Consider the following 21,633-nt stretch of genomic DNA (forward strand, 5'->3'; position numbering starts at 1 on the left):
ATCATTAACTTCTTAACAAAACCTGTTTTATTTATAAATCATTTCTCTATGATAGATCCTAATGAGAAGAAAAAGGAAGTAAATAACTTTGCCCGTTACTCCTCGATCAGTTTTCAAATGATTGCTGTGATTGGTGTGTTCGCTTATGCAGGATATGAGATTGATGCCCATAGGAATAGCAAGAGTCCGATTTTTACTGCCATATTGAGCTTGTTGGGTGTGGTGATCTCCTTGTATCAGGTTGTTAAACAATTAAATAAAGAGAAATGATTACATAAATCGGGGCTAAATATATACTTTTGTGAAAATTTACTGATTTGAGTTTAGCACGATTTACATTTTCTTATTTGTTATTTACGGTGGTACTTGGTGCCATCGCTTATTTATTACCATCTGTTTTTCCTGACGTTAAGATTCTGGCCAACAAGTTTTGGGTGGTCTTCGGATTCCTGGCTGGGATTACTTTTATAGCTTATGTAGTAGCTGATCTGGGGATGAAGCGCAATCCTGAAGCGGGTGTAATGGCCATTATGGCATCAATTGCACTGAAGATGATTTTCTCTATGGCTTTTGTACTGATTTACAGTGTGAACAGTAAAGAAAAGGGGATGGTTTTCGTCCTGAATTTTTTTTCTTTATATTTATTGTTCAGCTTCTTTGAAATATACTCTTTGTTACGTAACTTGCGCCACCAAAATAAATAGTAAAAATCTGCGACTAAATGGATTGTAGCCACGTTTTTGAATTTAAAGTTAATAGGTTAATTGTTGTTTTTACGCTTTTTTTAGCGCTTTTCTCTGCTACACCGGCGGCTTTTGCCCAGGTTGACAGTGTAACAACTGATAGTACTCATGCCGAGACTAAGGCTGAGAAGAAGTTTGATATCGGTAAGTTTGCTTTGCATCACATTGCCGATTCTCATAGCTGGCACGTTATAGGTCATACCTATATCAACCTACCAGTGATTTTGTATACCCCAAGTGGTTTAGTTACCTTCAGTTCTGGAGATTTCAATCATGATGATGAAGCTACTGTAGTAGTGGAACGTAAAGGGCAGCGTTTTGTTAAAATGCACGAGAAGATTTACTATGCTTCTGAAATTGCGAATGCGCACGGACAGTATGTAGAATTAGATGAAAAACATCATGCATTAAATGCACGTCCGCTTGATTTGTCTATCACCAAAAACGTTTGTACGTTGTTTTTATCTATCATCGTTTTGCTTGCTGTGTTTTTCAATGTAGCTAGTGGTTATAGAAAACGTAAAGGTAAATCTCCAAAAGGATTGCAATCATGGATGGAGCCGATTATTCTATTTGTACGTGATGATATCGCTAAACCAAACCTTGGTCATAAATACGAGCGTTTCATGCCTTATTTGTTAACCGTGTTTTTCTTTATCTGGTTCAACAATATGTTGGGTCTGGTTCCATTTTTACCTGGAGGTGCAAACTTAACTGGTAATATTGCGGTAACCATGATTCTTGCGATTGCTACATTTGGTATTACTGTATTCAACGGTAATAAATACTACTGGAAACACATCTTTATGCCTGATGTACCATGGTGGATGTATATCGTTATGGTTCCGGTTGAGTTGTTCGGTATCTTTACTAAGCCTATTGCCTTAATGATTCGTTTGTTTGCTAACATTACTGCAGGACACATCTTGGTGTTGTCATTGATCTGTCTTGTGTTTGTATTCAACAGTCTATATATAGCTCCGATCTCTATTGCTTTTGCAGTATTCATTGGCGCGATCGAACTACTGGTAGCATTTATCCAGGCGTTTATATTTACGATTTTGTCGGCCCTGTTTATCGGAATGGCAATTGAAGAACACCATTAATAAGAATTATTTTTTAACAACAATTAATATATAAAATCATGATTACAGGAAGTATTGCTGCAATTGGTGCAGGATTAGCTGCGATTGGCGCTGGTCTAGGTATCGGACGCATTGGTGGTTCAGCTATGGACGGTATTGCTCGTCAACCAGAAGCTGCATCTAAAATCCAAACTGCAATGTTAATCGCTGCTGCCTTCGTTGAAGCTGTTGCGCTTTTCGCAGTAGTTGTTGCCCTAATGGGTAATGGCTAGAAATTAAACGGTACCAGGTAGAGATATCTGGTACCATTTATTGTTAAAAAAGAACAAAATATTTTATACATATACAGATGGAATTATTATTACCTGAATTCGGCCTAGTTATCTTTCAATCCATTGCTTTCTTATTGCTAATGTTTTTATTGGCAAAATTTGCATGGAAACCAATTTTAGCGGCAATTAAAGAGCGTGAGCAATCTATTGATGAAGCTTTAAACAAAGCTGAATTAGCAAAACAAGAAATGGCTCGTTTGACTTCACAAAATGAGGAGTTAATGAAAGAAGCACGTGCTGAGCGTGATTTAATCTTGAAAGAAGCTAAAACTTTAAAGGATAACATCCTTAATGAGGCAAAAACTCAAGCGCATAATGAAGGTTCTAAACTAATTGAGAAAGCTAAAATTGAAATTGAAAATCAAAAGAAAGCTGCTTTAGCTGAATTGAAAAATCAAGTTTCAACTTTATCTCTTGATATTGCTGAGCGTGTATTGCGTAACCAGCTTCAGGATAAAGCTAAACAAGAAGATTTAGTGGCTAACCTTTTAAAAGATGTTGAATTAAACTAGTCAATAGTTTAGTTAACGAGATATAACGGAAAAAATGGCAGAAAATAAAGCAGCATCGAGATACGCTAAATCATTAATTGATCTTTCTAATGAGCGTAATGCTTTGGAAGAAATTAAGAATGATATGGTGCTTTTAGTGCAGGTGGTAGATCAAAACCCTGAACTGGAAGCTATCCTTAAGAACCCTATTGTTCCTTTGAATAAGAAAACAGGAATTCTGGATGGTTTATTTGTAGGTAAGGTTAATGAGGTTACCAGTGCTTTTTTTAAGTTGGTGGTAAACAAAGGCCGTTCTGCAATTCTATTTGATACAGCAAAAGCTTTTCTTGCACAATACAATGCCATTAAAGGTATTGTTACTGCAGATGTAACTTCAGCTACTGAACTTACTGCTGAAAGCCGCGCAGAGATCGAAGCAATAGTGAAAAAAGAAATTGGCGCCAATGTGGTTGTGATTAAGGAAAAAGTTAATGACAAACTAATAGGTGGTTTTATTTTAAAGGTAGGTGATAAGCAGTTTGATGCTAGTATTGCCAGCAGTTTAAATAAACTTAAAAAAGAATTTGCTCAAGGCATTGTTTAAGCAAGAGCGAAATAGAGATAACAAATACTGAATTTACAAAAGAAATAATATAAAATTATGGTAGAGGTAAGACCAGACGAAGTATCGGCAATTATCAGGCAGCAATTGGCGGGCTTCAAATCAGAAGCAGAACTTGAAGAAGTTGGTACCGTATTGCAAGTGGGCGATGGTATTGCCCGTGTTTATGGTTTAACTAAAGTTCAATCGGGCGAGTTAGTTGAATTTGAAACAGGCTTGCAAGGAATTGTTTTAAACCTTGAAGAAGATAATGTTGGTGTGGTACTATTAGGCCCATCTGACAAGATCAAAGAAGGTGATACTATTAAACGTACTAAGAAAATCGCCTCTATCAAAGTTGGTGAAGGTATGTTAGGTCGTGTTGTAAACACAATGGGTGAACCAATTGATGGTAAAGGACCAATCATTGGCCAAACTTATGAAATGCCAATCGAGCGTAAAGCTCCTGGTGTAATCTATCGTCAGCCGGTAACTGAGCCTTTACAAACTGGTATCAAAGCTATCGATGGTATGATTCCAATCGGTCGTGGTCAACGTGAGTTGGTTATTGGTGACCGTCAGATTGGTAAAACTGCGGTTTGTATTGATACTATTATCAACCAAAAAGAATTTTACGAAGCAGGTAACCCTGTTTATTGTATATATGTAGCTTGTGGACAAAAAGCAAGTACAGTAGCTAACATCGTTCGTACTTTAGAGGAAAACGGTGCAATGCCTTATACTGTAGTTGTTGCAGCTTCTGCTGCTGAACCAGCTCCATTACAATTTTATGCTCCATTCTCTGGTGCAGCAATCGGTGAGTTCTTCCGTGATACGGGTAGACCAGCTTTAATTGTTTATGATGATTTGTCTAAACAAGCTGTAGCTTACCGTGAGGTTTCTCTATTGTTACGTCGTCCACCGGGCCGTGAGGCTTATCCTGGTGACGTGTTTTATCTTCATAGTCGTTTGTTAGAGCGTGCTGCAAAGATCAACGCAAATGATGAGATCGCTCAGGCAATGAATGATTTACCTGAATCATTAAAAGGTATCGTTAAAGGTGGTGGTTCATTAACTGCTCTTCCAATTATCGAAACTCAGGCTGGTGACGTTTCTGCTTATATTCCAACTAACGTAATTTCGATTACTGACGGACAGATCTTCTTAGAATCTAACTTGTTCAACGCGGGTATTCGTCCGGCTATTAACGTAGGTATCTCGGTATCACGTGTAGGTGGTAATGCTCAGATCAAGTCGATGAAGAAAGTTGCTGGTACGTTGAAATTGGATCAGGCTCAATACCGTGAGTTAGAGGCTTTCTCTAAATTCGGATCTGACCTTGATGCAGCTACTAAATCAGTATTGGATAAAGGTTCACGTAACGTTGAGATCTTGAAACAAGGTCAGTTCTCTCCAATGACGGTTGAGAAACAAGTTGCGATCATTTATCTTGGTACTAAAAACTTAATGCGTTCTGTTCCTATCGACAAAGTGAAGGAATTTGAAGCGGAATATTTACAACAACTTGAGCAACGTCATGCTGAAACTTTAAGCGCTTTAAAAGCTGGTAAGTTTGATGACACGATCACAGGTGTATTGGAAACTGTAGCTAAAGAGCTTTCAAGTAAATATTAATATTAGATCTGAGACAAAAAAAGAATGGCTAATTTAAAAGAAGTAAGAATTCGTATAGCGTCAGTGCAATCTACACAGCAGATTACCAAAGCCATGAAAATGGTTTCGGCTGCTAAATTGAAACGTGCTACCAATGCTATTGTACAATTACGTCCCTATGCTACTAAATTGAAAGAGATCTTAGGAAATCTTTCAGGTAGCTTAGAAGGATCATCATCACCTTTTATACAAGAACGTGAGCCTAATAAGGTATTAATCGTAGTAGTTTCTTCTAACCGCGGTTTAGCGGGTGCGTTCAACATGAACGTAATTAAAACTACGAACAACTTAATTGCCGAGAAATACAGCGAGCAGTTGAAAAGAGGTAATGTAAGTATCGTAGCCATTGGTAAGAAATCTCAGGATTTTTATGAGAAACGCAACTACAATATTATAGGAAACAATAACGAAGTATACTCAGCACTTACTTTCGAAAATGTAACTAAAATCACTGAAGGCATTATGGCTGGATTTGAAAAAGGTGAGTTTGATAAAGTGGAATTGGTTTACAATAAGTTTAAAAATGCTGCAGTTCAGATTTTAACGACTGAGCAATTGTTGCCTTTGCCTAAAGCAGATCACGAAGAGACAGCTGTAAATGCAGTAAAAGCTGATTATATCTTTGAACCTTCTCAGGAAGCGATCGTTGAGCAGTTGATTCCAAAATCAATTAAAACGCAATTGTATAAAGCGGTATTGGATTCTCATGCTTCTGAACACGGAGCACGTATGACTTCAATGGATAAAGCAACTGAGAATGCTGGTGATTTGATTAAAGCGTTAAAGCTTTCTTACAACCAGGCACGTCAGGCTGCGATTACCACAGAGCTTTCAGAGATTGTAAGTGGTGCGGCTGCATTGAACGGTTAATAAGCGTAAGCATAATATATAGAGCCCTTATCAGTAATGATAAGGGCTTTTTTTGTTAATATAAGTTAGGGATGACTTTATCTTTAGGATATTTAACTGAATAGCTGATTCTGATTTTTTGCGAACTGGCTGCTTTCATATTTAAGTTCCAGGTTAGTATTCCTGTTTCCTTATCTACTTCAGCACCATTTGAACTAAGTAATTCAACTTCCATATCCTTATCAGTCGATATTGGATACTGATCTTTGAGCTGTAGGTTTATCGCTTCCTTCTTGCTATTTCTTATTGTGATTTCGTAAGTGAAGGTTTGTTTCTTATTACTTCCTATTGTTTTTATTCCGGTTTGCTCAGCTATTTTCTCGCGTTTGATAATGATCTTTTTATCACGCCCCATACTCAACTTTAAGGTATCTGTTAAAGCATTTGGATTGATATAAGATTTTCCGATGTAGCTATTTTCGAAGATTAGGTTTGCCTCTCCGGGTAAAAGATTTAGCTTTTCGTAATCTGTAATCTCAGCCATTAAGAAAGCATCGTTGTCCACCTTAGGTATGCTGTAATATTTAAATGTGGCAGGTTGAGCGGATTCTTTCAGCATTACACTATGTGGTTTGCTATTGGAAGCAATGTCATAAGGGATATCGATATCAAATACTACATTTAATTGGTTTTCTACCTGTGTTAAATGACTGCCGATATTACTTGGAGCAGCAAAAGCAACCTCTTTGAGTTCATTCTGGTCTTGTAGGCTTTTACCTTTAACCACTATTCCGGCAATCCTTCCTTCTAATTGTTTTGCAAGTTGATATTGAGGGTTCCCAAATTGAAGAAACCAGGAAGATAGTAAAGGGGCTGTTCCATTCTGTGTAGGGTTGCCTGTAGAAAGACTAAGCTTAACCTTTTTCCAGTCTATGCCTGTATACTGACTTATGCTGGCTTTATAAAGGATCTTTAGGGGTGAAGCTGTGTTCTCTGCTCTGAGGTCATAAAGCGCCTGCCAGTGGGCATTGGGCGATAAGTAATTGATGTTAAAATCGCCATTGACAGGTTGTGTGGCTAAAACGTTAATGATGACTTGTCCAGTTGTGCCAGATTTGTCCTGACTAAGTTCCTGTAGTTGCTTTTGCAGTTTAGCAATTTTTCTTTGCCAGTGCTGTTCTGTTTCTTGTAATGTGGCTATGCTATTCCGGAGTTCTAGCTGTTTGCTTTTATAGTAATCAGCAACCTTGATCAATTCATTTACATTTACGCCAATATTAGTACCACCTACAGTCTGGTTTTTATCTAATAAACCCAATAGGTTCGTTTCAACAATGCTTTTATTTTGAACTTTAACCAATTCTCTTTTAGCTGAGGTTAGGCTGTCGTCAATGATGCGATAGGCGGGACTATTGTTGTCTTGCTTCAGATAATCTTTGCTAAAGCTGGTGGATAGGATCGTAACACTTGGGGGAACGCTGATCTGAATACTGTTTTCATCTAGTGTATTGGCGATATTGGTGATTACAATTTCGCTTGTGCCAGTAGGGATGTTAATCCGGGCTTTATGATTCAATTCTGCCCCAGCACGATAAACAATTGCTGATTCAAGTACCGCAGGAAATAAACGTGGTTGTTGCGCTTTTACGATGCTTGTATTTAAAGCAATAAGCAAAAATAGATATATACTTTTCATGGATTTTGTTTTTAAAAGAGATGCATGTCTGGACTATAATCCATAATTCAGCTATTATTTTTTAATACACCATAACTTATTTAAAAAGTAATGGATTAAATACTGCTTTTTAGGTAATAAATATTATTTTTGTCCCATAATTATAAATAGCATGGAAGAGAGACCACTACACAATACGCCTAGCATGAAAAGAGCTAATGATACTTCAATTTATAAATTGATAATTTTAGGTGTCCTAATTGGTATGGTAGGAGTTTATTTGCGTTTTGCAGGTGATTCAACTACATTGTCAATTGTTTCTTGGGCAATCTTGGCGGTTGGTACAATCGTAGCGTGCAAAGGTGTATTTAAAATATTAGACGCTTAAGCGGTAAAAATATATTTTTAGAAATGAAAACCCTCATCAGCTTATGCTGATGAGGGTTTTTTTGTACGTTCGTCATCCTGATACAGCCCCTTTTATGTTCGATCGTCATCCTGAATTTATTTCAGGATCCCGCACCTGCTATTCAAAACATACACAAGAGGGATCCTGAAATAAATTCAGGATGACGATCGCTTCAGCATGACGATAGCCTTTATGCTGGTGAGGTTTTTTTTGTAATATTTATGTTATCCGATTTTTAGAAGGTTACTTATTATCGCATCTGGTATTAAGGTAAAACATACAATCTTTAACAATATGAAAAAATATTTAATTTATTGCGTATTCGCAATGACGGCCTTCGGCTGCAACAATGCGTCGAAAATGGGTGAGTCTGCTGATATCCTCAACAAAATTGAGAACGGGGATACCGTAATGGAATCGAAGATCATTAAGACTGCTGATATGAAGTTTAGGGTGAAGGATGTTCAAAGTGCAAAAGAAAAGATTTCAGCAATATTAAAAGTAGAGGGGGGCACCATAGGGGAGGTTTCGATTAATAGTAATATCCAAAATACGGAAAAGGTAAAGTATAGTGCAGATTCGCTGTTGGAGCTTACAGCTTATCGCACAGAAGGGGTGATTATGGCCAGGGTTCCTTCAGAAAAGTTAGATGATTTTACCAATCAGGTGGCGAGAATGGCTGTTTTTGTGGACCATCAATCGCTGAAGTTCGACGATCAGAGTCTTAGTTACCTCACCAGCGAATTAAAGAGCATCAACAGGGCTGAAGCCGTAGCTCAAATAGAAAAGAAAGACAATAAAAAGAAGGAAGCTATCGCTTCGAAGGATGTCAGCAAAAGTTTGGCGCTGAAAGACGAATATGTAGATCAGAAGGTTAAAAATATGTCGATTGACAGCAGGGTTCAATACAGCGATGTTACGCTGAACTTCTATCAGGACCACACAGTGAAGCAAATTGTTGTTGGAAATGATAACCTCTCTGATTATCGCCCGCCCTTCTTTCAGCGTGTAGTGATCAATCTGCAGAGTGGCTGGTTTATCTTTAAAGAATTGATCTTAATGCTTTTAAATATCTGGTCGATACTTGTGCTTATAGGAGCTGGATATTTTGCTTATAGATATTATAAAAGACAGCGGAAGCTTATTTAATTCGCTTTTTATTGTCGCTAACAAATGACTCCCAACCGGAGTAAGTTTTGCCCTTTCCTCCGGTTGGTATTTTTTGAAAGGAATGACACACGGCTACTGCAAGTCCGTCTGTGGCATCTAAAAACTCCGGGGTTTCTTTAAAATTCAGTAATCTTTGCAGCATGGCTGCAACTTGTTCTTTTCCGGCATTTCCATTTCCGGTAATGGATTGTTTGATTTTTCTGGGAGCATATTCATTGATCGGAATATTTCGGGCCAGGGCAGCAGCCATTGCAATTCCCTGAGCGCGGCCAAGTTTTAGCATCACCTGTATATTTTTCCCGTAAAATGGAGCTTCCAGTGCTACAGTATCAGGCTTATATTCGTCGATTAGTTTTGTAGTTTTTTCGAAGATGCGTTGTAGCTTTAAAAAATGATCATCCAAGTGATCCATCCTTACAATGCCCATGGTGATTAGCTCAATTTTACTTCCTTTCTCCAGAATCACCCCGTACCCCATAATCGAGGTACCTGGATCAATCCCCATAATCACCCTTTCCTTTTTTTCAGCCAACATAGAACAATATTAAGCATATTTGCACAGAGTAAATTAAAAATATTGACATCCAATTACAAAAAGGTACTTTCATACGTTCTAAAAGGCGCAATTGTAATATTTGCATTTTGGTTTGTATACAGGAAACTTTCCTCCAATGAGAATTTAGCAGCGTTTAATAATTTGCTAAAGCAGATCCCTTTGCAAGAAATTATCGCGGTACTTGGGCTGGTTTGTTTATTGATGCTACTGAACTGGGGCCTCGAAGCTTTGAAATGGAAGCGACTGATTGCGCGAGTGGAAAGGATTAGTGTATGGCGGGCTATTGAATCTGTTTTTTGTGGCTTGACCTGGGCTGTATTTACGCCCAATCGGATTGGTGAATATGGTGGTCGGGTATTTTTTCTTTCTCCTAAACGACGGATTATCGGGGTTGTAGCTATGGCGGTAGGTAATATTGGCCAGATGGTGTTGACCAATGTTTTTGGGGCAATCGCTTTATGCGTATTTATTTACCGCTTTGAACCTATTGATTATAGGCTTTTTTATGCGCTGATTGCCTTAGCCGCAATGTTCTGTGCTTTCTTTATCATCTTCTATTTTAACATCAAATGGTTAAATGGAATTTTGCTTTCCATGCGTTTTACCCGGAAGTACAAGAAGTTTTATAGCATTCTTGCAAGGTATAGCAAAAAGGAGCTCTTAAATATTCTCTTGTTTTGTCTGGCCCGCTATGTTGTATTTAGCACGCAATACTTTATTCTTTTCTTTTGGCTGATACCAGAAATCCATTACCTGGACATTTTTATGATGGTAAGTATTCTATTTTTTGTCCAATCCACACTTCCTTCTCTTGATCTTTTTGATATAGGCGTTCGGAGTGTTACCGCCTCTTACTTTTTTAGTTATATAACAGGTCACCAGGTAGCCGTTATTGCGTGTACTGCAAGCATATGGCTCATAAATATTATAATTCCTGCTATATTAGGTTCTTATTTTGTGTTTAAACTCAATTTTTTTGGAAGTATTCAGCGTAATTAATTATATCTCATCTTTTTTAACGGTTTTATATGTTATCGTGGTCATTGCCTTTATCAAAGGTTGGCATAAGTTGGTGCATTTTAAACCTGAGGCCACCGTTTTAACTACTAAAGTTTCTATCCTGGTGGCTGCCCGTAATGAGGCAAAAAATATCGCAAAAACAATCGAAGACCTGATTGCTCAGGACTATGATCGGGAGTTGACCGAGATTATATTTATTGATGACCACTCTACGGATCAAACTGCCGAAATTATCAGTTCTTATGCCTCCAGGGGTGTAAAATTAATCCGCTTGAATGAGGATCGGGCACTTAACTCTTACAAGAAAAAGGCGATACAGACCGCGATTTCGGCGGCTAGTGGGACTTTGATCATTACTACTGACGCTGATTGCAGAATGGGGACGAGTTGGCTTAAAACCATTGTCAGTTTTTATGAGGAGAAGAAGTATAAAATGATTTCTTCGCCTGTGGCTTACTTTGAAGAAAAGAGTTTTTTTGAACGTGCGCAAACGCTGGAGTTTTTATATTTAATTGGCCTTGGTGCCTCGACAATAGGGAATAAAAAGCCCTCAACTTGCAATGGCGCTAACCTGGCTTATGAACGGGATGCTTTTTATGAAGTAGGCGGTTTTAAGGGGATTGATGATTTGGCTTCGGGAGATGATGAGTTGCTGTTGCATAAAATGGCAGCGCGCTTTGGTGATGCTATCGGTTTTCTAAAGCATTCAGATGCTGTAGTTTATACACATGCGAAGGCGACATTAAAAGAGTTTATTCAGCAGCGTAAACGTTGGGCTTCTAAAAGTACGCGGTATAAAAACAAATCGATCATTGTATTGGGCGTTTGCATCTGGTTGTTTAACCTAAGTATTCTTGTAAATGTTGGTTTGGGTGCATTCAATGCGTTTTATTTCAATTTGGCCTTAGTTCAGTTATTGGCTAAAATGGTGGTGGAGTGGCTGTTTTTATATGATGTGACAGCATTTGCGAAAAGAAAGAGTTTGTTGGTGCTTTTGCCGGTGTTGAATGTGTTGCATATCTTGTACATTGTGTATATCGGCATTGCAGGGAACAGCGGAAAATATAATTGGAAAGATAGAATGGTAAAATAATGGAGATCAATAATAGTCCTTCAAGCAAAATATGGAAGCGTTTTAAGAAAAATAAAATGGCTTTTGGGGGATTGTTGTTTATTTTAACGATGAGCTTGATGGGGATTTTAGGCTATCTGATTACACCGGATAAAAGTCCGATGGCGAATACCATGCACCTTCAGCTCAGCAATAAAAAGCCTGGCAGAACTTTCGACTTTTTAATCGTTAGCAGGAAGAGTAATGTTGAAAAGGTAAATTTTCTGGAACTGATGTTACACGGTCAGGAGCCCGGTTTTAAAAGTGTTCCCATTACTGCTTACCGCGAAGTAGCGGATAAGGTTTATGTGCGGGAATATATTGGTGATGACGAACAAGCAGAAGAGTCTGTATTTTCTAAGTTACCCAATCAACAATATCAGCAAACATTTTGGCTAGGTACAGATACTTATGGCCGGGATATGTTGAGCCGTTTGATTTTAGGAATTAGGGTTTCTTTGTCCGTGGGACTAATGGCGGTACTTATTTCTCTTTTTATTGGCGTCTGTCTGGGCGCATTAGCTGGTTATTTTGGCGGGAAAACGGATGCGTTGATCAGTTGGTTTATGAATGTGATCTGGTCCTTGCCTTCTTTACTTTTGGTTATTGCGATTTCATTTGCACTAGGGAAGGGATTCTGGCAGATATTTATTGCGGTTGGTTTATCCACCTGGGTGGATGTATCTCGGCTTGTACGTGGACAGGTTATGGCTTTAAAAGAAGTCGAATTTGTGGAGGCTTCTAAAGCATTGGGCTTCTCCACTTCAAGAACGATTATCAGGCATATTCTTCCTAATATTGCGGGACCTATACTTGTTGTGGCCTCTGCCAATTTTGCTTCTGCTATTTTGCTCGAAACTGGATTGAGCTTTTTGGGATTTGGGGCACAACCCCCAATGCCAAGCTGGGGGAGTATGATTAAGGAGCATTATGGGTATATCATTATGGATGCCGCTTATCTTGCGCTTTTACCTGGATTGGCCATTATGCTTACGGTATATGCATTTAATTTATTGGCTATTGGTTTGCGCGATGCTTTTGATGTTAAATCACAAAATATATCTGTGTAGCTTAGCCCCTTAATTACTAACTTTGACCTGTATGTTATTAAACTGTTATCAGCAAGAACTAATTGAAGCCGGATGTGATGAAGCAGGAAGGGGTTGTTTGGCAGGACCGGTATTTGCCGCGGCTGTAATTTTACCACCTGATTTTGTCGCTGGAGAATTGAATGATTCAAAACAGCTGAACCATCAACAGCGTAATAAATTAAGGCTGATCATCGAAAAAGAAGCGTTAGCCTGGGCTGTTGCTGAGGTTGATCACATTGAAATTGATCAGATTAATATCTTGAATGCCTCTTTTTTAGCCATGCACAGGGCACTTGACAAATTGAATATTAAGCCTCAATATTTAAGTATAGATGGCAATCGGTTTAAAAAGTACAAGGATGTTCCGCATGCTTGTATTGTGAAGGGTGATGGTAAATATTTAAATATTGCTGCTGCTTCTATTCTTGCTAAAACCCATAGGGATGAATTTATGGAGCGTATTTCGGCCGAATATCCTCATTATCAATGGAAACAGAATAAAGGATACCCAACGATTGCTCACCGAACGGCTGCTCTTGAGCATGGTTTATCGCCATACCACCGTAAAACTTTTAATATTAGTGCGCCACAGCTAAAGCTATTTTCGGAAATAGAGGGATAATTCGTATTTTCACGTGAATTGAAAGTCCTCATCCTGACAAATAGGGTCCCCTTTCCGCCGAATAGCGGATATCCCATAGTGGTTTACAATACCATTAAGGGCTTGGTAAAACTCGGGGTTGATGTGACGTTGTTCAGTCTCAATACCAACAAGCACCGTGTAGATATTGATGATATTTATGATCCTGTTTTTGATCAGATCAAATTTCATTCTTTTGACCTCGATACTGAGGTCAATGTGTGGGGAGCCCTCAGCAATATTTTCTCCGATGAGTCGTACAACGTTTCCAGATTTTTTGATGAGGATGCTGCGCGTTTGTTGGAGGACATTTTAAAAGAGACCACATTCGATATCATACAATTTGAAGGGTTATTTGTGGTACCCTATCTGGATATAGTGAAAGCCAATAGTGATGCGAAAGTAATTTACCGGGCACACAATATTGAGTTTGATGTTTGGGAACGGATCGCGTTGAGAGAACCTTTTACGCCCAGAAGAAAGTATCTTCAGTTTTTAGCACGTCGTTTAAAATATTATGAAACGGAGCAGATCAACCGCTTTCACCAGGTGTTTGCGATTAGTGAACCCGATAGGCAAAATATTGTAAAGTTTGGTTGTGAAACTGCCTTGGATGTTTTTCCGGTAGCACTTGATTTTGAAAAATACGTTACTGATCCATCTAAAACCAGTTTCCCTACGTTGTTTCACCTTGGCGCAATGGACTGGAGGCCGAATAAGGAAGGTCTGGCTTGGTTTCTGGATGAAATATGGCCGGATATTGAAAAATTAAATAGTGAGTTGCGCTTTTATATTGCCGGAAAGAATATGCAACACGAGTTTTTTGAATATGACTCAGATAACCTGGTGGTGGAAGGTGAAATATTTGATGCGGTGGAGTTTATCAATTCCAAAGCCATTATGATCGTTCCATTATTATCCGGAAGTGGGATGCGCGTTAAAATTATAGAGGGCATGGCTATGCGCAAATGTGTGATTGCAACGAGTATGGCTGCCGAAGGTATCCGCTGCGAACATGGTAAAGATATATTGATTGCAGATACTGCAGATGAATTTTACCGCTCTATTTTACAGTGTATCACTAATCCCAATAAGTGGCGTGAAATAGGCGAGAATGCACGCAAAACGGTAGAAAGAGATCACGATATCAATGTGATTTCTCAAAGAATGCTGAATGTCTATCAAAAATTAATTAGTGGCTAAATTTATATACCTTTGCCACGTTTTTATAGATATTATACCGTATGAAGAATACCGCACTAACCGATAAACACATTTCATTAGGCGCCAAAATGGTGCCTTTCGCAGGATACAATATGCCTGTACAATACGAAGGTATTAATGCTGAACACGCTACAGTTAGATCAAGTGTAGGCGTTTTTGACGTGAGTCATATGGGAGAATTTATCCTGAAAGGTGAACAAGCTTTGGATTTGATTCAAAGGGTAACGAGTAATGATGCCTCAAAGCTATATGATGGTAAAGTTCAATATTCGTGTTTGCCAAATGAAGATGGTGGTATTGTTGACGATCTTTTGGTTTACCGCATTGATGAGTTAACTTATATGTTGGTGGTGAATGCTTCGAACATAGAAAAAGATTGGAACTGGATCCAGAAATTCAATACCAAGGGTGTAGAGATGCACAACATTTCTGACAAAACTTCTTTGTTGGCTATTCAAGGTCCTAAGGCTGCTGAAGCATTACAGAGTTTAACTGATGTTGATTTGGCTTCTATGGAATATTACAATTTTGTAAAAGGCAGATTTGCTGGTGTTGATAATGTAGTGATTTCTGCTACTGGATATACTGGTGCTGGTGGTTTTGAAGTTTATTTTGACAATGAACATGCTGATGTGATTTGGGATGCTATTTTTGAAGCAGGTAAACCTTTTGGCATTAAACCTATTGGTTTAGGTGCAAGGGATACTTTGCGTTTGGAAATGGGTTTCTGTTTATATGGAAATGATATTGACGATACGACTTCTCCTATTGCTGCTGGATTAGGTTGGATCACTAAATTCTCTAAGGTATTTACCAATTCTGAGGCCCTTTTGGCTGAAAAGGAAGCTGGTGTAGCACGTAAGCTGATTGGATTTGAGATGATTGACAGAGGCATTCCTCGTCATGATTATGAGATTGTTGATGCTGAAGGAAATGTAATTGGTAAGGTTACTTCTGGAACGCAATCGCCATCTTTACAAAAAGCGATTGGAATGGGCTATATTGATAAAGCTATGGCTAAAGAAGGTACTGAAATCTATATCAACATCCGTAACCAAAAAATTAAGGCTAAGGTAGCTAAGTTCCCTTTTTATAAATAATAGTATTTTAAACCCTCCTGTTTTATACCCAATCGAAACTGATGCACTATAAAAAAAGCATAGAAGTTTGTTTAACGCCAGCATTATTAAATCTTTACGATACTAAAGAAAGTGTTGTTGTTGTCATCGATATTTTAAGGGCGACATCGTCTATTGTATATGGCATTGATAATGGTGCTGATGCAATTTTACCAGTTGCTCATGTAGAAGATTGTTTGAGGTATGCAGATAAAGGGTTTTTGCTGGCAGCAGAGCGAAATGGAGAAGTTGTTGAAGGTTTTGACTTCGGCAATTCTCCATTTTCTTATAGCAGTGATAAGGTAAAAGGAAGAACGGTGGTATTGACCACTACAAATGGAACTAAAGCCTTGCATATGGCTAATGCGCAGTCTGCACAGGTGGTGATTGGTTCGTTTCTGAATTTAAAAGCCTTATGTAACTGGCTTAAAGGTCAGGAAAGGGATGTATTGTTGCTTTGTGCCGGATGGAAAGATAAGTTTAATCTGGAAGATACCTTGTTTGCTGGTGCTGTGGTAAACGAACTGCGCAAAGACTTTACTCGTTTTTGTGATTCTTGTGTTGCTGCTGAAGATCTGTATTTGTTGGCTAAAGATGATTTGAGGGGCTATCTGCATAAATCATCACATAGCCATCGTCTGGCCGAATTGAATATTGAAGAGGATGTGAAGTTTTGTTTACAGCTTAATATCTGCAACGCTATACCTGTTCTGGAAGGTGAGGCACTGGTTCCCCTTACTTGGGTTTGTATTTAGAAGCTTGTAGGACTTTTTGTGTATCCTTTTCGACCATCAATTGCTGTAAGGTAACTGATGGATTTTCTTCCATGTATTTTCTAACAATTTGCCAGCCGGTCCAAATGCCTAATTTCGGGGCCGACTCGTTTCTTTCGCCCAAGCCGGGGGTAAATGGGCCCTCACTTAAAAACACTTGTATTTTTTGGTAATCTGTTTCAAATAATAGATCATTTTGAAGGTAGTAGCCCCAAATGTCGCTTTCAAAAGTCTTACACCATTCTAGCTGCTTTGCAGTATATCCTATTTTAACTGAATCGGGAACATTATCGGCCAAAACCCTATCCATGAAATATAGGATTTTTCCGTTGTGGATCATTTTGGCAAGGAGTGTTCTGTCTTCGTCACGTTCGGCAAAAAGTTCTTCTCTGGCATAGGTTTCTGTCAACCTGGGTACGATGTATTGTGGGCTAAAGCGTTTTGATAAGTAAAGGGGCACACTCTCTACAATGGCTCTATAGAATTTGCTATCTTTTCCCAAAAACATATCTAAACCGATACCCATGTAATCGTTGCCGATAGGGGTTTGTACAGAGAAGCCCGAAACAAAGGAAATAAACCTTGGGACCTGGGATTTAGGGTAATAATATTTTATGTATTTAAATGTTTGTGTGAGGTCTTTTTCAATAGGAACAAGGTTAGGGAATATGCTATCGACCTCTTTATTTAGATCATAGTAAGCCTGATCTTTGAATAGGGTAGCAAGGATTTCGTCGGGGCTGTAACTTTCATTGCCTACCATCCGGTGTATATAGTCATCATAAAATGCACCATACTTCTTTTGCAGCAATTCGTCTGTTTGTTTAATGTCTTTGTCTTTTCTAAGGTAAAGGTCTCTGTCAAAACGATCAATTTTTACATCTAGCTGTATTGCAGTTACGTCAGGTTTAGTACCTTGTTTGCAGGAAAGAAAAGTTAATATAAATAGAAAAAATAGATAGCTTTGGCTGAATTTTACGTTATAGTTCATTATAAACAAATATAAACGAGTTTATCCAAGCTTCAACACCTTAATATAAAAATACTATGAAAAGAACATTTGTCGGCCTACTGCTTTTATTTCTAACCAGTAACCTTTTTGCGCAGATGCCTGCAGTACCCGATTATGATTTCAGACTTGGATTGACTGCACATCCTACCATTGGTTGGATGAAGGCTGAACCGGGCAAAAGCAGGGGTGTTTCTTTAGGCTTTTCTTATGGTTTGCTGGCTGATTTTAATTTTGCTGAAAACTATGCTTTTGCAACAGGATTAACGATCACTACCATCAATGGCAAGAGTACTGAAATTAATGTTGCTCCTTATTATGATGGTTCGCCAACACAAACAGCTTATGATTTGAAGTATAAGCTTCAATACATTGAAATTCCGCTTACTGTGAAGCTAAAAACTGGTAAGATGGGTGATGTAAAGTGGTACGGACAGTTTGGTTTATCTAATGATTTCAATATTGGTGCGAAGCAATCTGCCGAGGCTGTTGGAAAACCTGCTATTGATGATCGGAACATTTCTAAGCAGATCAACTTTTATAGGGCTGGACTGATATTGGGTGCTGGGGGTGAAATTGACATTGCTGACCATACTAGTCTTACGCTTGGATTGACCTTGAACAATGGTTTTACCAATATTGTGGATGATAATGATCGTAAAGTACGAAATCATTATATTGGCCTGAATGTTGGTGTTTTCTTCTAATTCATACAGCTCTTTATTACCGATCTAAAAATATATACTTCAATGAAACCATCATTTTTGATAGCTTCATCACCTTTAAAAAGCAAACTATATACTGATGAAAATCGCGCTAGCACAACTTAACTATCATATAGGTAATTTCGAATACAATACAAATAAGATCATCGAGCACATTGAACTGGCTAAAGCCAAGGGGGCTGATTTGGTTGTATTTGCAGAACTGGCCATATGTGGTTATCCGCCACGAGATTTTTTGGAGTTTGATGAGTTTATTGACCTTTGCGAAAAGGCTGCCCTGGAGATCGCTACACATTGCGTAGGCATTGCTTGTATTGTTGGCCTGCCTGTTAAGAATGAAATATTAGCGGGTAAAGATTTGTATAATGCAGCTTATTTTCTGGAGGATGGGCAATTAAAAAGGGTAGTTAAAAAGGCTTTGCTGCCTAATTATGATGTATTTGATGAATACCGTTATTTTGAGCCTGCAAGCCATTTTGAATGTGTCGATTTTAAAGGGATTAAGATCGCCGTAACCATTTGTGAGGATCTGTGGAACATCAACAATAACCCATTGTATATCTCTTCTCCAATGGATGAGCTGATCAGGCAAAAGCCTAAATTGATGATCAACATTGCAGCTTCACCATTTTCTTATCTGCACGATGAAGAGCGTGTGGTAGTCCTTTCTGATAATGCGAAGCGATATAATATGCCGCTGCTGTATGTGAATCAGGTTGGCGCGCAAACGGAAATTATCTTTGATGGTGGATCTTTGGCTTTTGATGCTAAAGGTAACCTGATTGATGAAATGCCTTATTTTGAGGAGGCGGTGCGCATTTATGAATTTGAGGACAATGTCATCAAAGGACATGAACCGATGCAGCATCAGGCGATGCCGGATATAGATCAAATCTATGAGGCTTTGGTGTTGGGTATTAAGGATTACTTTAGTAAGTCTGGTTTTAGTAAAGCGGTACTGGGCTTATCTGGTGGGATTGATTCGGCGGTTGTTTGTGCACTGGCTTGTCGGGCATTGGGTGCCGAGAATGTGATGGCTGTCTTGATGCCCTCTAAATACTCTTCAGATCATTCTATTCAGGATGCATTGGATTTGGTTAATAATATTGGTTGTCAACATCAAATTATTCCTATAAAGGAAGCTGCTGACGCATTTGATAGTATGATGGCCCCTGCGTTTGAGGGACTTGCTTTTAACCTTACTGAAGAAAATATACAGGCTCGCTGTAGGGGGGTGATTGTAATGGCGATGTCTAATAAGTTTGGTTATATTTTGCTAAACACCTCTAACAAAAGCGAGTGTGCAGTTGGTTATGGGACTTTGTACGGCGATATGTGTGGTGCGATAGGGGTAATTGGGGATATTTACAAAACCCAGGTATACCAACTTGCGCAGTATATCAATAAAGATGGGATTGTGATTCCGGAAAATTCTATTGTTAAACCACCTTCTGCGGAGCTTAGACCGGGTCAGAAGGACTCTGATTCTTTACCTGACTATGATGTCCTGGATAAGATTTTATTCCAATACATCGAATTAAAAAAGAGCTCATCGGGAATTATTGCACAAGGTTATGATGAGGCGCTAGTTAGAAGGATTATTAAGCTGGTAAATTCCGCAGAATTTAAGCGTTATCAAACGCCTCCAATCCTGCGGGTATCACCTAAAGCTTTTGGTATGGGTAGAAGGATGCCTATTGTAGGCAAGTACCTTTCCTAAGCTTTTTTAAACCATTTTCTGTAAGGGATAATTAGAGCCAATAGCAGTGCTGTTATGCATAAAAACTTAGCGATGATGTCGCCTGTTTTAACGTATAAGGTCAGTTCATCATTTAGATTGATGTCGGTCTTTAATGCGGTTCTTGTCCACCACTTTGCTTGTTGGATCACATCACCTTTTTGGTTAATAAAGCAAGAAATCCCGGTGTTGGCTGAGCGGACTACATAACGACGACTTTCTATGGCTCTTAATTGGGCATACATTAAGTGTTGATCTTTGCCTGATGTATTTCCCCACCAACCATCATTGGTGATGATAGCGATGAACTGAGCCCCATTTTTAACAGCTTCTCCAATCCATTCGCCCCATAAAGATTCGTAGCAAATGACAGGGGCTACACCGATGCCGCTGTAAGCATAAAATACACCGGGTTTATCTTGCCAGCCCCATCCGCCTCCGCTACCACCGAAACCTTCGAAAATAGGTCCTAGTATCGATAATGCAGCTGGGAAAGGCATCTTTTCTACGCCTGGAACTAGTTTGGATTTATGGTAGAATTGTACGTTTGCTGAATTCTCGACTTGCATAGCGGTATTAAAGCTATCGTAAAACACACCACTTTGATCTTGTTTTGCGGATACTGTTTGTTTGTCGTTGTACAATTTTACGCTCTCAATGCCAGTGATGACAGTTCCATTCTTGTATTTTGCTAGAAACTGTTGTACGGTATTAAAATCAGGGTTACTGCGGATTCTATCTTCGTCTGCATAATTAGGGATTGCAGTTTCTGGCCAGATAAAATATTCGGTATTTGGCTGTGCAATGGAGTCAGATAGATGGGTAAGTATATTCAGTTGATCTGCAGCAGAAAGACTGCCGAATTTTTTATAAGGATCTATATTCGGTTGTACGGTGACCACATTTACAGGAACCACTTTTTCTTCGTATTGGTAGTATTTTGCCAGTGAAAGACCAATTGGTAGGATCACCACTAAAGCCCAAATCATTGCAGGTCTTAGTTTTAAATAGCCTTTGGCATCGGATTTAAAACGTTTGTAAGCTTCGAAAGCTAAAATGTTGCTGAGTAATATCCATACTGAGCCACCGTAAACGCCAGTGTACTCATACCATTGCGCCAATTGGTGCATCCCCGATAAACCATTTCCTAGTGTCATCCATGGGAAGGCTAAATCCCAGCTTTGGTGCAGATATTCCATCGCTACATAAAATGAGATCAGGCCAGCATAAGCAATTTTAGTATTAGTTATCCTTTGTAGACGATAATACAACCAGAAAGCAAAAGTCATCAATAAAGCCCCTAAACCAAAAGGAATGATGGATACGAATGCGGATACTACCGGATTGTTTACCGCACTGATGGCATTGTAAACCCAATAAATGGAAGCAGTATTCCAAACTAAGAACGTCAGACCGGCAGTAAGGAAGACCTTTTTGCCTGTTTTTTCTCCTTTTTTAAGCAGAATTTTGTCCAGTGCAATTAACAAAGGGACTAAACCAACAAGAAGGATTGGGGTGGTATAAGGGATTGGTGGCCAAGCCAGCCACATTAAAAATGCACTTAACAAGGCCAGGGGGGCAGTATTTTTAAAATTCATT

Annotated in this window: 23 protein-coding genes; 19 read left to right on the forward strand and 4 right to left on the reverse strand. The window is 38.8% G+C overall.

Annotation, left to right across the window (positions count from 1 at the left end):
• The first annotated feature begins 48 nt into the window (after window positions 1–48).
• The 8 genes from EZ444_RS08060 to atpG all read left to right on the forward strand — a co-directional run bounded on the left by EZ444_RS08060 (window position 49) and on the right by atpG (window position 5,796).
• A complete protein-coding gene (locus EZ444_RS08060; protein WP_131608214.1) occupies window positions 49–270 on the forward strand; it encodes an AtpZ/AtpI family protein in 222 nt (73 codons plus the stop codon).
• A 47-nt stretch (window positions 271–317) separates the two neighbouring features.
• Complete coding sequence (locus EZ444_RS08065) at window positions 318–704, forward strand: hypothetical protein (protein WP_131608215.1); 387 nt, start codon at window positions 318–320, stop codon at window positions 702–704.
• Window positions 705–721: 17 nt separating this feature from the next.
• On the forward strand, window positions 722–1,849 hold the full coding sequence (gene atpB, locus EZ444_RS08070; protein WP_131608216.1) for a F0F1 ATP synthase subunit A: 1,128 nt from the start codon (window positions 722–724) through the stop codon (window positions 1,847–1,849).
• 41 nt (window positions 1,850–1,890) lie between these two features.
• Window positions 1,891–2,100 carry an ATP synthase F0 subunit C gene (gene atpE, locus EZ444_RS08075; RefSeq protein WP_062551197.1) on the forward strand — a complete coding sequence of 70 codons (210 nt, stop codon included), beginning with the start codon at window positions 1,891–1,893 and terminating at the stop codon, window positions 2,098–2,100.
• Between the two features lie 77 nt (window positions 2,101–2,177).
• Complete coding sequence (locus EZ444_RS08080; RefSeq protein ID WP_131608217.1) at window positions 2,178–2,672, forward strand: F0F1 ATP synthase subunit B; 495 nt, start codon at window positions 2,178–2,180, stop codon at window positions 2,670–2,672.
• A 34-nt stretch (window positions 2,673–2,706) separates the two neighbouring features.
• Window positions 2,707–3,255, forward strand: a complete 549-nt coding sequence (gene atpH, locus EZ444_RS08085; RefSeq protein WP_131608218.1) for an ATP synthase F1 subunit delta — start codon at window positions 2,707–2,709, stop codon at window positions 3,253–3,255.
• A gap of 57 nt (window positions 3,256–3,312) precedes the next feature.
• The gene (gene atpA, locus EZ444_RS08090) at window positions 3,313–4,887 is read left to right on the forward strand and encodes a F0F1 ATP synthase subunit alpha (protein ID WP_131608219.1); all 1,575 of its coding nucleotides are present in this window, start codon (window positions 3,313–3,315) and stop codon (window positions 4,885–4,887) included.
• A gap of 24 nt (window positions 4,888–4,911) precedes the next feature.
• A complete protein-coding gene (gene atpG, locus EZ444_RS08095; protein ID WP_131608220.1) occupies window positions 4,912–5,796 on the forward strand; it encodes an ATP synthase F1 subunit gamma in 885 nt (294 codons plus the stop codon).
• Between the two features lie 55 nt (window positions 5,797–5,851).
• Here atpG and EZ444_RS08100 read toward each other — a convergent pair whose 3' ends face one another.
• On the reverse strand, window positions 5,852–7,471 hold the full coding sequence (locus tag EZ444_RS08100; protein ID WP_131608221.1) for a DUF4139 domain-containing protein: 1,620 nt from the start codon (window positions 7,469–7,471) through the stop codon (window positions 5,852–5,854).
• Window positions 7,472–7,655: 184 nt separating this feature from the next.
• Here EZ444_RS08100 and EZ444_RS08105 point away from each other — a divergent pair, with 184 nt between their 5' ends.
• On the forward strand, window positions 7,656–7,838 hold the full coding sequence (locus EZ444_RS08105; protein ID WP_225874669.1) for a hypothetical protein: 183 nt from the start codon (window positions 7,656–7,658) through the stop codon (window positions 7,836–7,838).
• Window positions 7,839–8,153: 315 nt separating this feature from the next.
• Window positions 8,154–9,008: a DUF4349 domain-containing protein gene (locus EZ444_RS08110; RefSeq protein ID WP_131608223.1), complete on the forward strand. Its 855-nt coding sequence runs from the start codon at window positions 8,154–8,156 to the stop codon at window positions 9,006–9,008.
• On the opposite strand, the gene ruvC is transcribed toward EZ444_RS08110, so the two are convergent.
• Window positions 9,001–9,564 carry a crossover junction endodeoxyribonuclease RuvC gene (gene ruvC, locus EZ444_RS08115; RefSeq protein WP_131608224.1) on the reverse strand — a complete coding sequence of 188 codons (564 nt, stop codon included), beginning with the start codon at window positions 9,562–9,564 and terminating at the stop codon, window positions 9,001–9,003. The genes EZ444_RS08110 and ruvC overlap by 8 nt on opposite strands.
• A 42-nt stretch (window positions 9,565–9,606) precedes the next feature.
• On the opposite strand from ruvC, the gene EZ444_RS08120 reads away from it, so the two are divergent.
• Genes EZ444_RS08120 through EZ444_RS08150 form a run of 7 tightly spaced genes read left to right on the forward strand, consistent with a single transcriptional unit; the run spans window position 9,607 to window position 16,544 of the window.
• Entirely contained in the window at window positions 9,607–10,584 is a 978-nt protein-coding gene (locus EZ444_RS08120; RefSeq protein ID WP_131608225.1) for a hypothetical protein, read from the forward strand.
• Window positions 10,562–11,698, forward strand: a complete 1,137-nt coding sequence (locus tag EZ444_RS08125) for a glycosyltransferase family 2 protein (RefSeq protein WP_165503558.1) — start codon at window positions 10,562–10,564, stop codon at window positions 11,696–11,698. Before EZ444_RS08120 ends, EZ444_RS08125 begins: the two co-directional genes overlap by 23 nt.
• Window positions 11,698–12,786 carry an ABC transporter permease gene (locus EZ444_RS08130; RefSeq protein ID WP_131608226.1) on the forward strand — a complete coding sequence of 363 codons (1,089 nt, stop codon included), beginning with the start codon at window positions 11,698–11,700 and terminating at the stop codon, window positions 12,784–12,786. Before EZ444_RS08125 ends, EZ444_RS08130 begins: the two co-directional genes overlap by 1 nt.
• Before the next feature lie 31 nt (window positions 12,787–12,817).
• Entirely contained in the window at window positions 12,818–13,429 is a 612-nt protein-coding gene (locus EZ444_RS08135) for a ribonuclease HII (protein ID WP_131608227.1), read from the forward strand.
• An 18-nt stretch (window positions 13,430–13,447) separates the two neighbouring features.
• Window positions 13,448–14,650, forward strand: coding sequence for a glycosyltransferase (locus EZ444_RS08140; RefSeq protein WP_131608228.1), 1,203 nt, complete (start codon window positions 13,448–13,450; stop codon window positions 14,648–14,650).
• A 41-nt stretch (window positions 14,651–14,691) separates the two neighbouring features.
• The gene (gcvT, locus tag EZ444_RS08145) at window positions 14,692–15,771 is read left to right on the forward strand and encodes a glycine cleavage system aminomethyltransferase GcvT (protein ID WP_131608229.1); all 1,080 of its coding nucleotides are present in this window, start codon (window positions 14,692–14,694) and stop codon (window positions 15,769–15,771) included.
• Between the two features lie 41 nt (window positions 15,772–15,812).
• Window positions 15,813–16,544 (forward strand): 2-phosphosulfolactate phosphatase, encoded by a 732-nt coding sequence (locus EZ444_RS08150; RefSeq protein ID WP_131608230.1) that lies wholly within the window; start codon window positions 15,813–15,815, stop codon window positions 16,542–16,544.
• Here the strand turns inward: EZ444_RS08150 and gldB are convergent.
• Window positions 16,525–17,553, reverse strand: a complete 1,029-nt coding sequence (gene gldB / locus EZ444_RS08155) for a gliding motility lipoprotein GldB (RefSeq protein WP_131608231.1) — start codon at window positions 17,551–17,553, stop codon at window positions 16,525–16,527. The genes EZ444_RS08150 and gldB overlap by 20 nt on opposite strands.
• A 56-nt stretch (window positions 17,554–17,609) precedes the next feature.
• Between gldB and EZ444_RS08160 the strand changes: the two genes are divergently transcribed.
• Window positions 17,610–18,278: a porin family protein gene (locus tag EZ444_RS08160; protein ID WP_131608232.1), complete on the forward strand. Its 669-nt coding sequence runs from the start codon at window positions 17,610–17,612 to the stop codon at window positions 18,276–18,278.
• A gap of 97 nt (window positions 18,279–18,375) precedes the next feature.
• The gene (locus EZ444_RS08165; protein ID WP_131608233.1) at window positions 18,376–20,016 is read left to right on the forward strand and encodes an NAD+ synthase; all 1,641 of its coding nucleotides are present in this window, start codon (window positions 18,376–18,378) and stop codon (window positions 20,014–20,016) included.
• Here EZ444_RS08165 and lnt read toward each other — a convergent pair.
• Window positions 20,013–21,632: an apolipoprotein N-acyltransferase gene (lnt, locus tag EZ444_RS08170; RefSeq protein ID WP_131608234.1), complete on the reverse strand. Its 1,620-nt coding sequence runs from the start codon at window positions 21,630–21,632 to the stop codon at window positions 20,013–20,015. The two genes, EZ444_RS08165 and lnt, sit on opposite strands and share 4 nt — an antisense overlap.
• Window position 21,633 lies beyond the last annotated feature (1 nt).

Origin of the sequence: Pedobacter hiemivivus, from assembly GCF_004331685.1 — a bacterium.
In the GTDB taxonomy this organism is placed as follows: Bacteria; Bacteroidota; Bacteroidia; order Sphingobacteriales; family Sphingobacteriaceae; genus Pedobacter; species Pedobacter hiemivivus.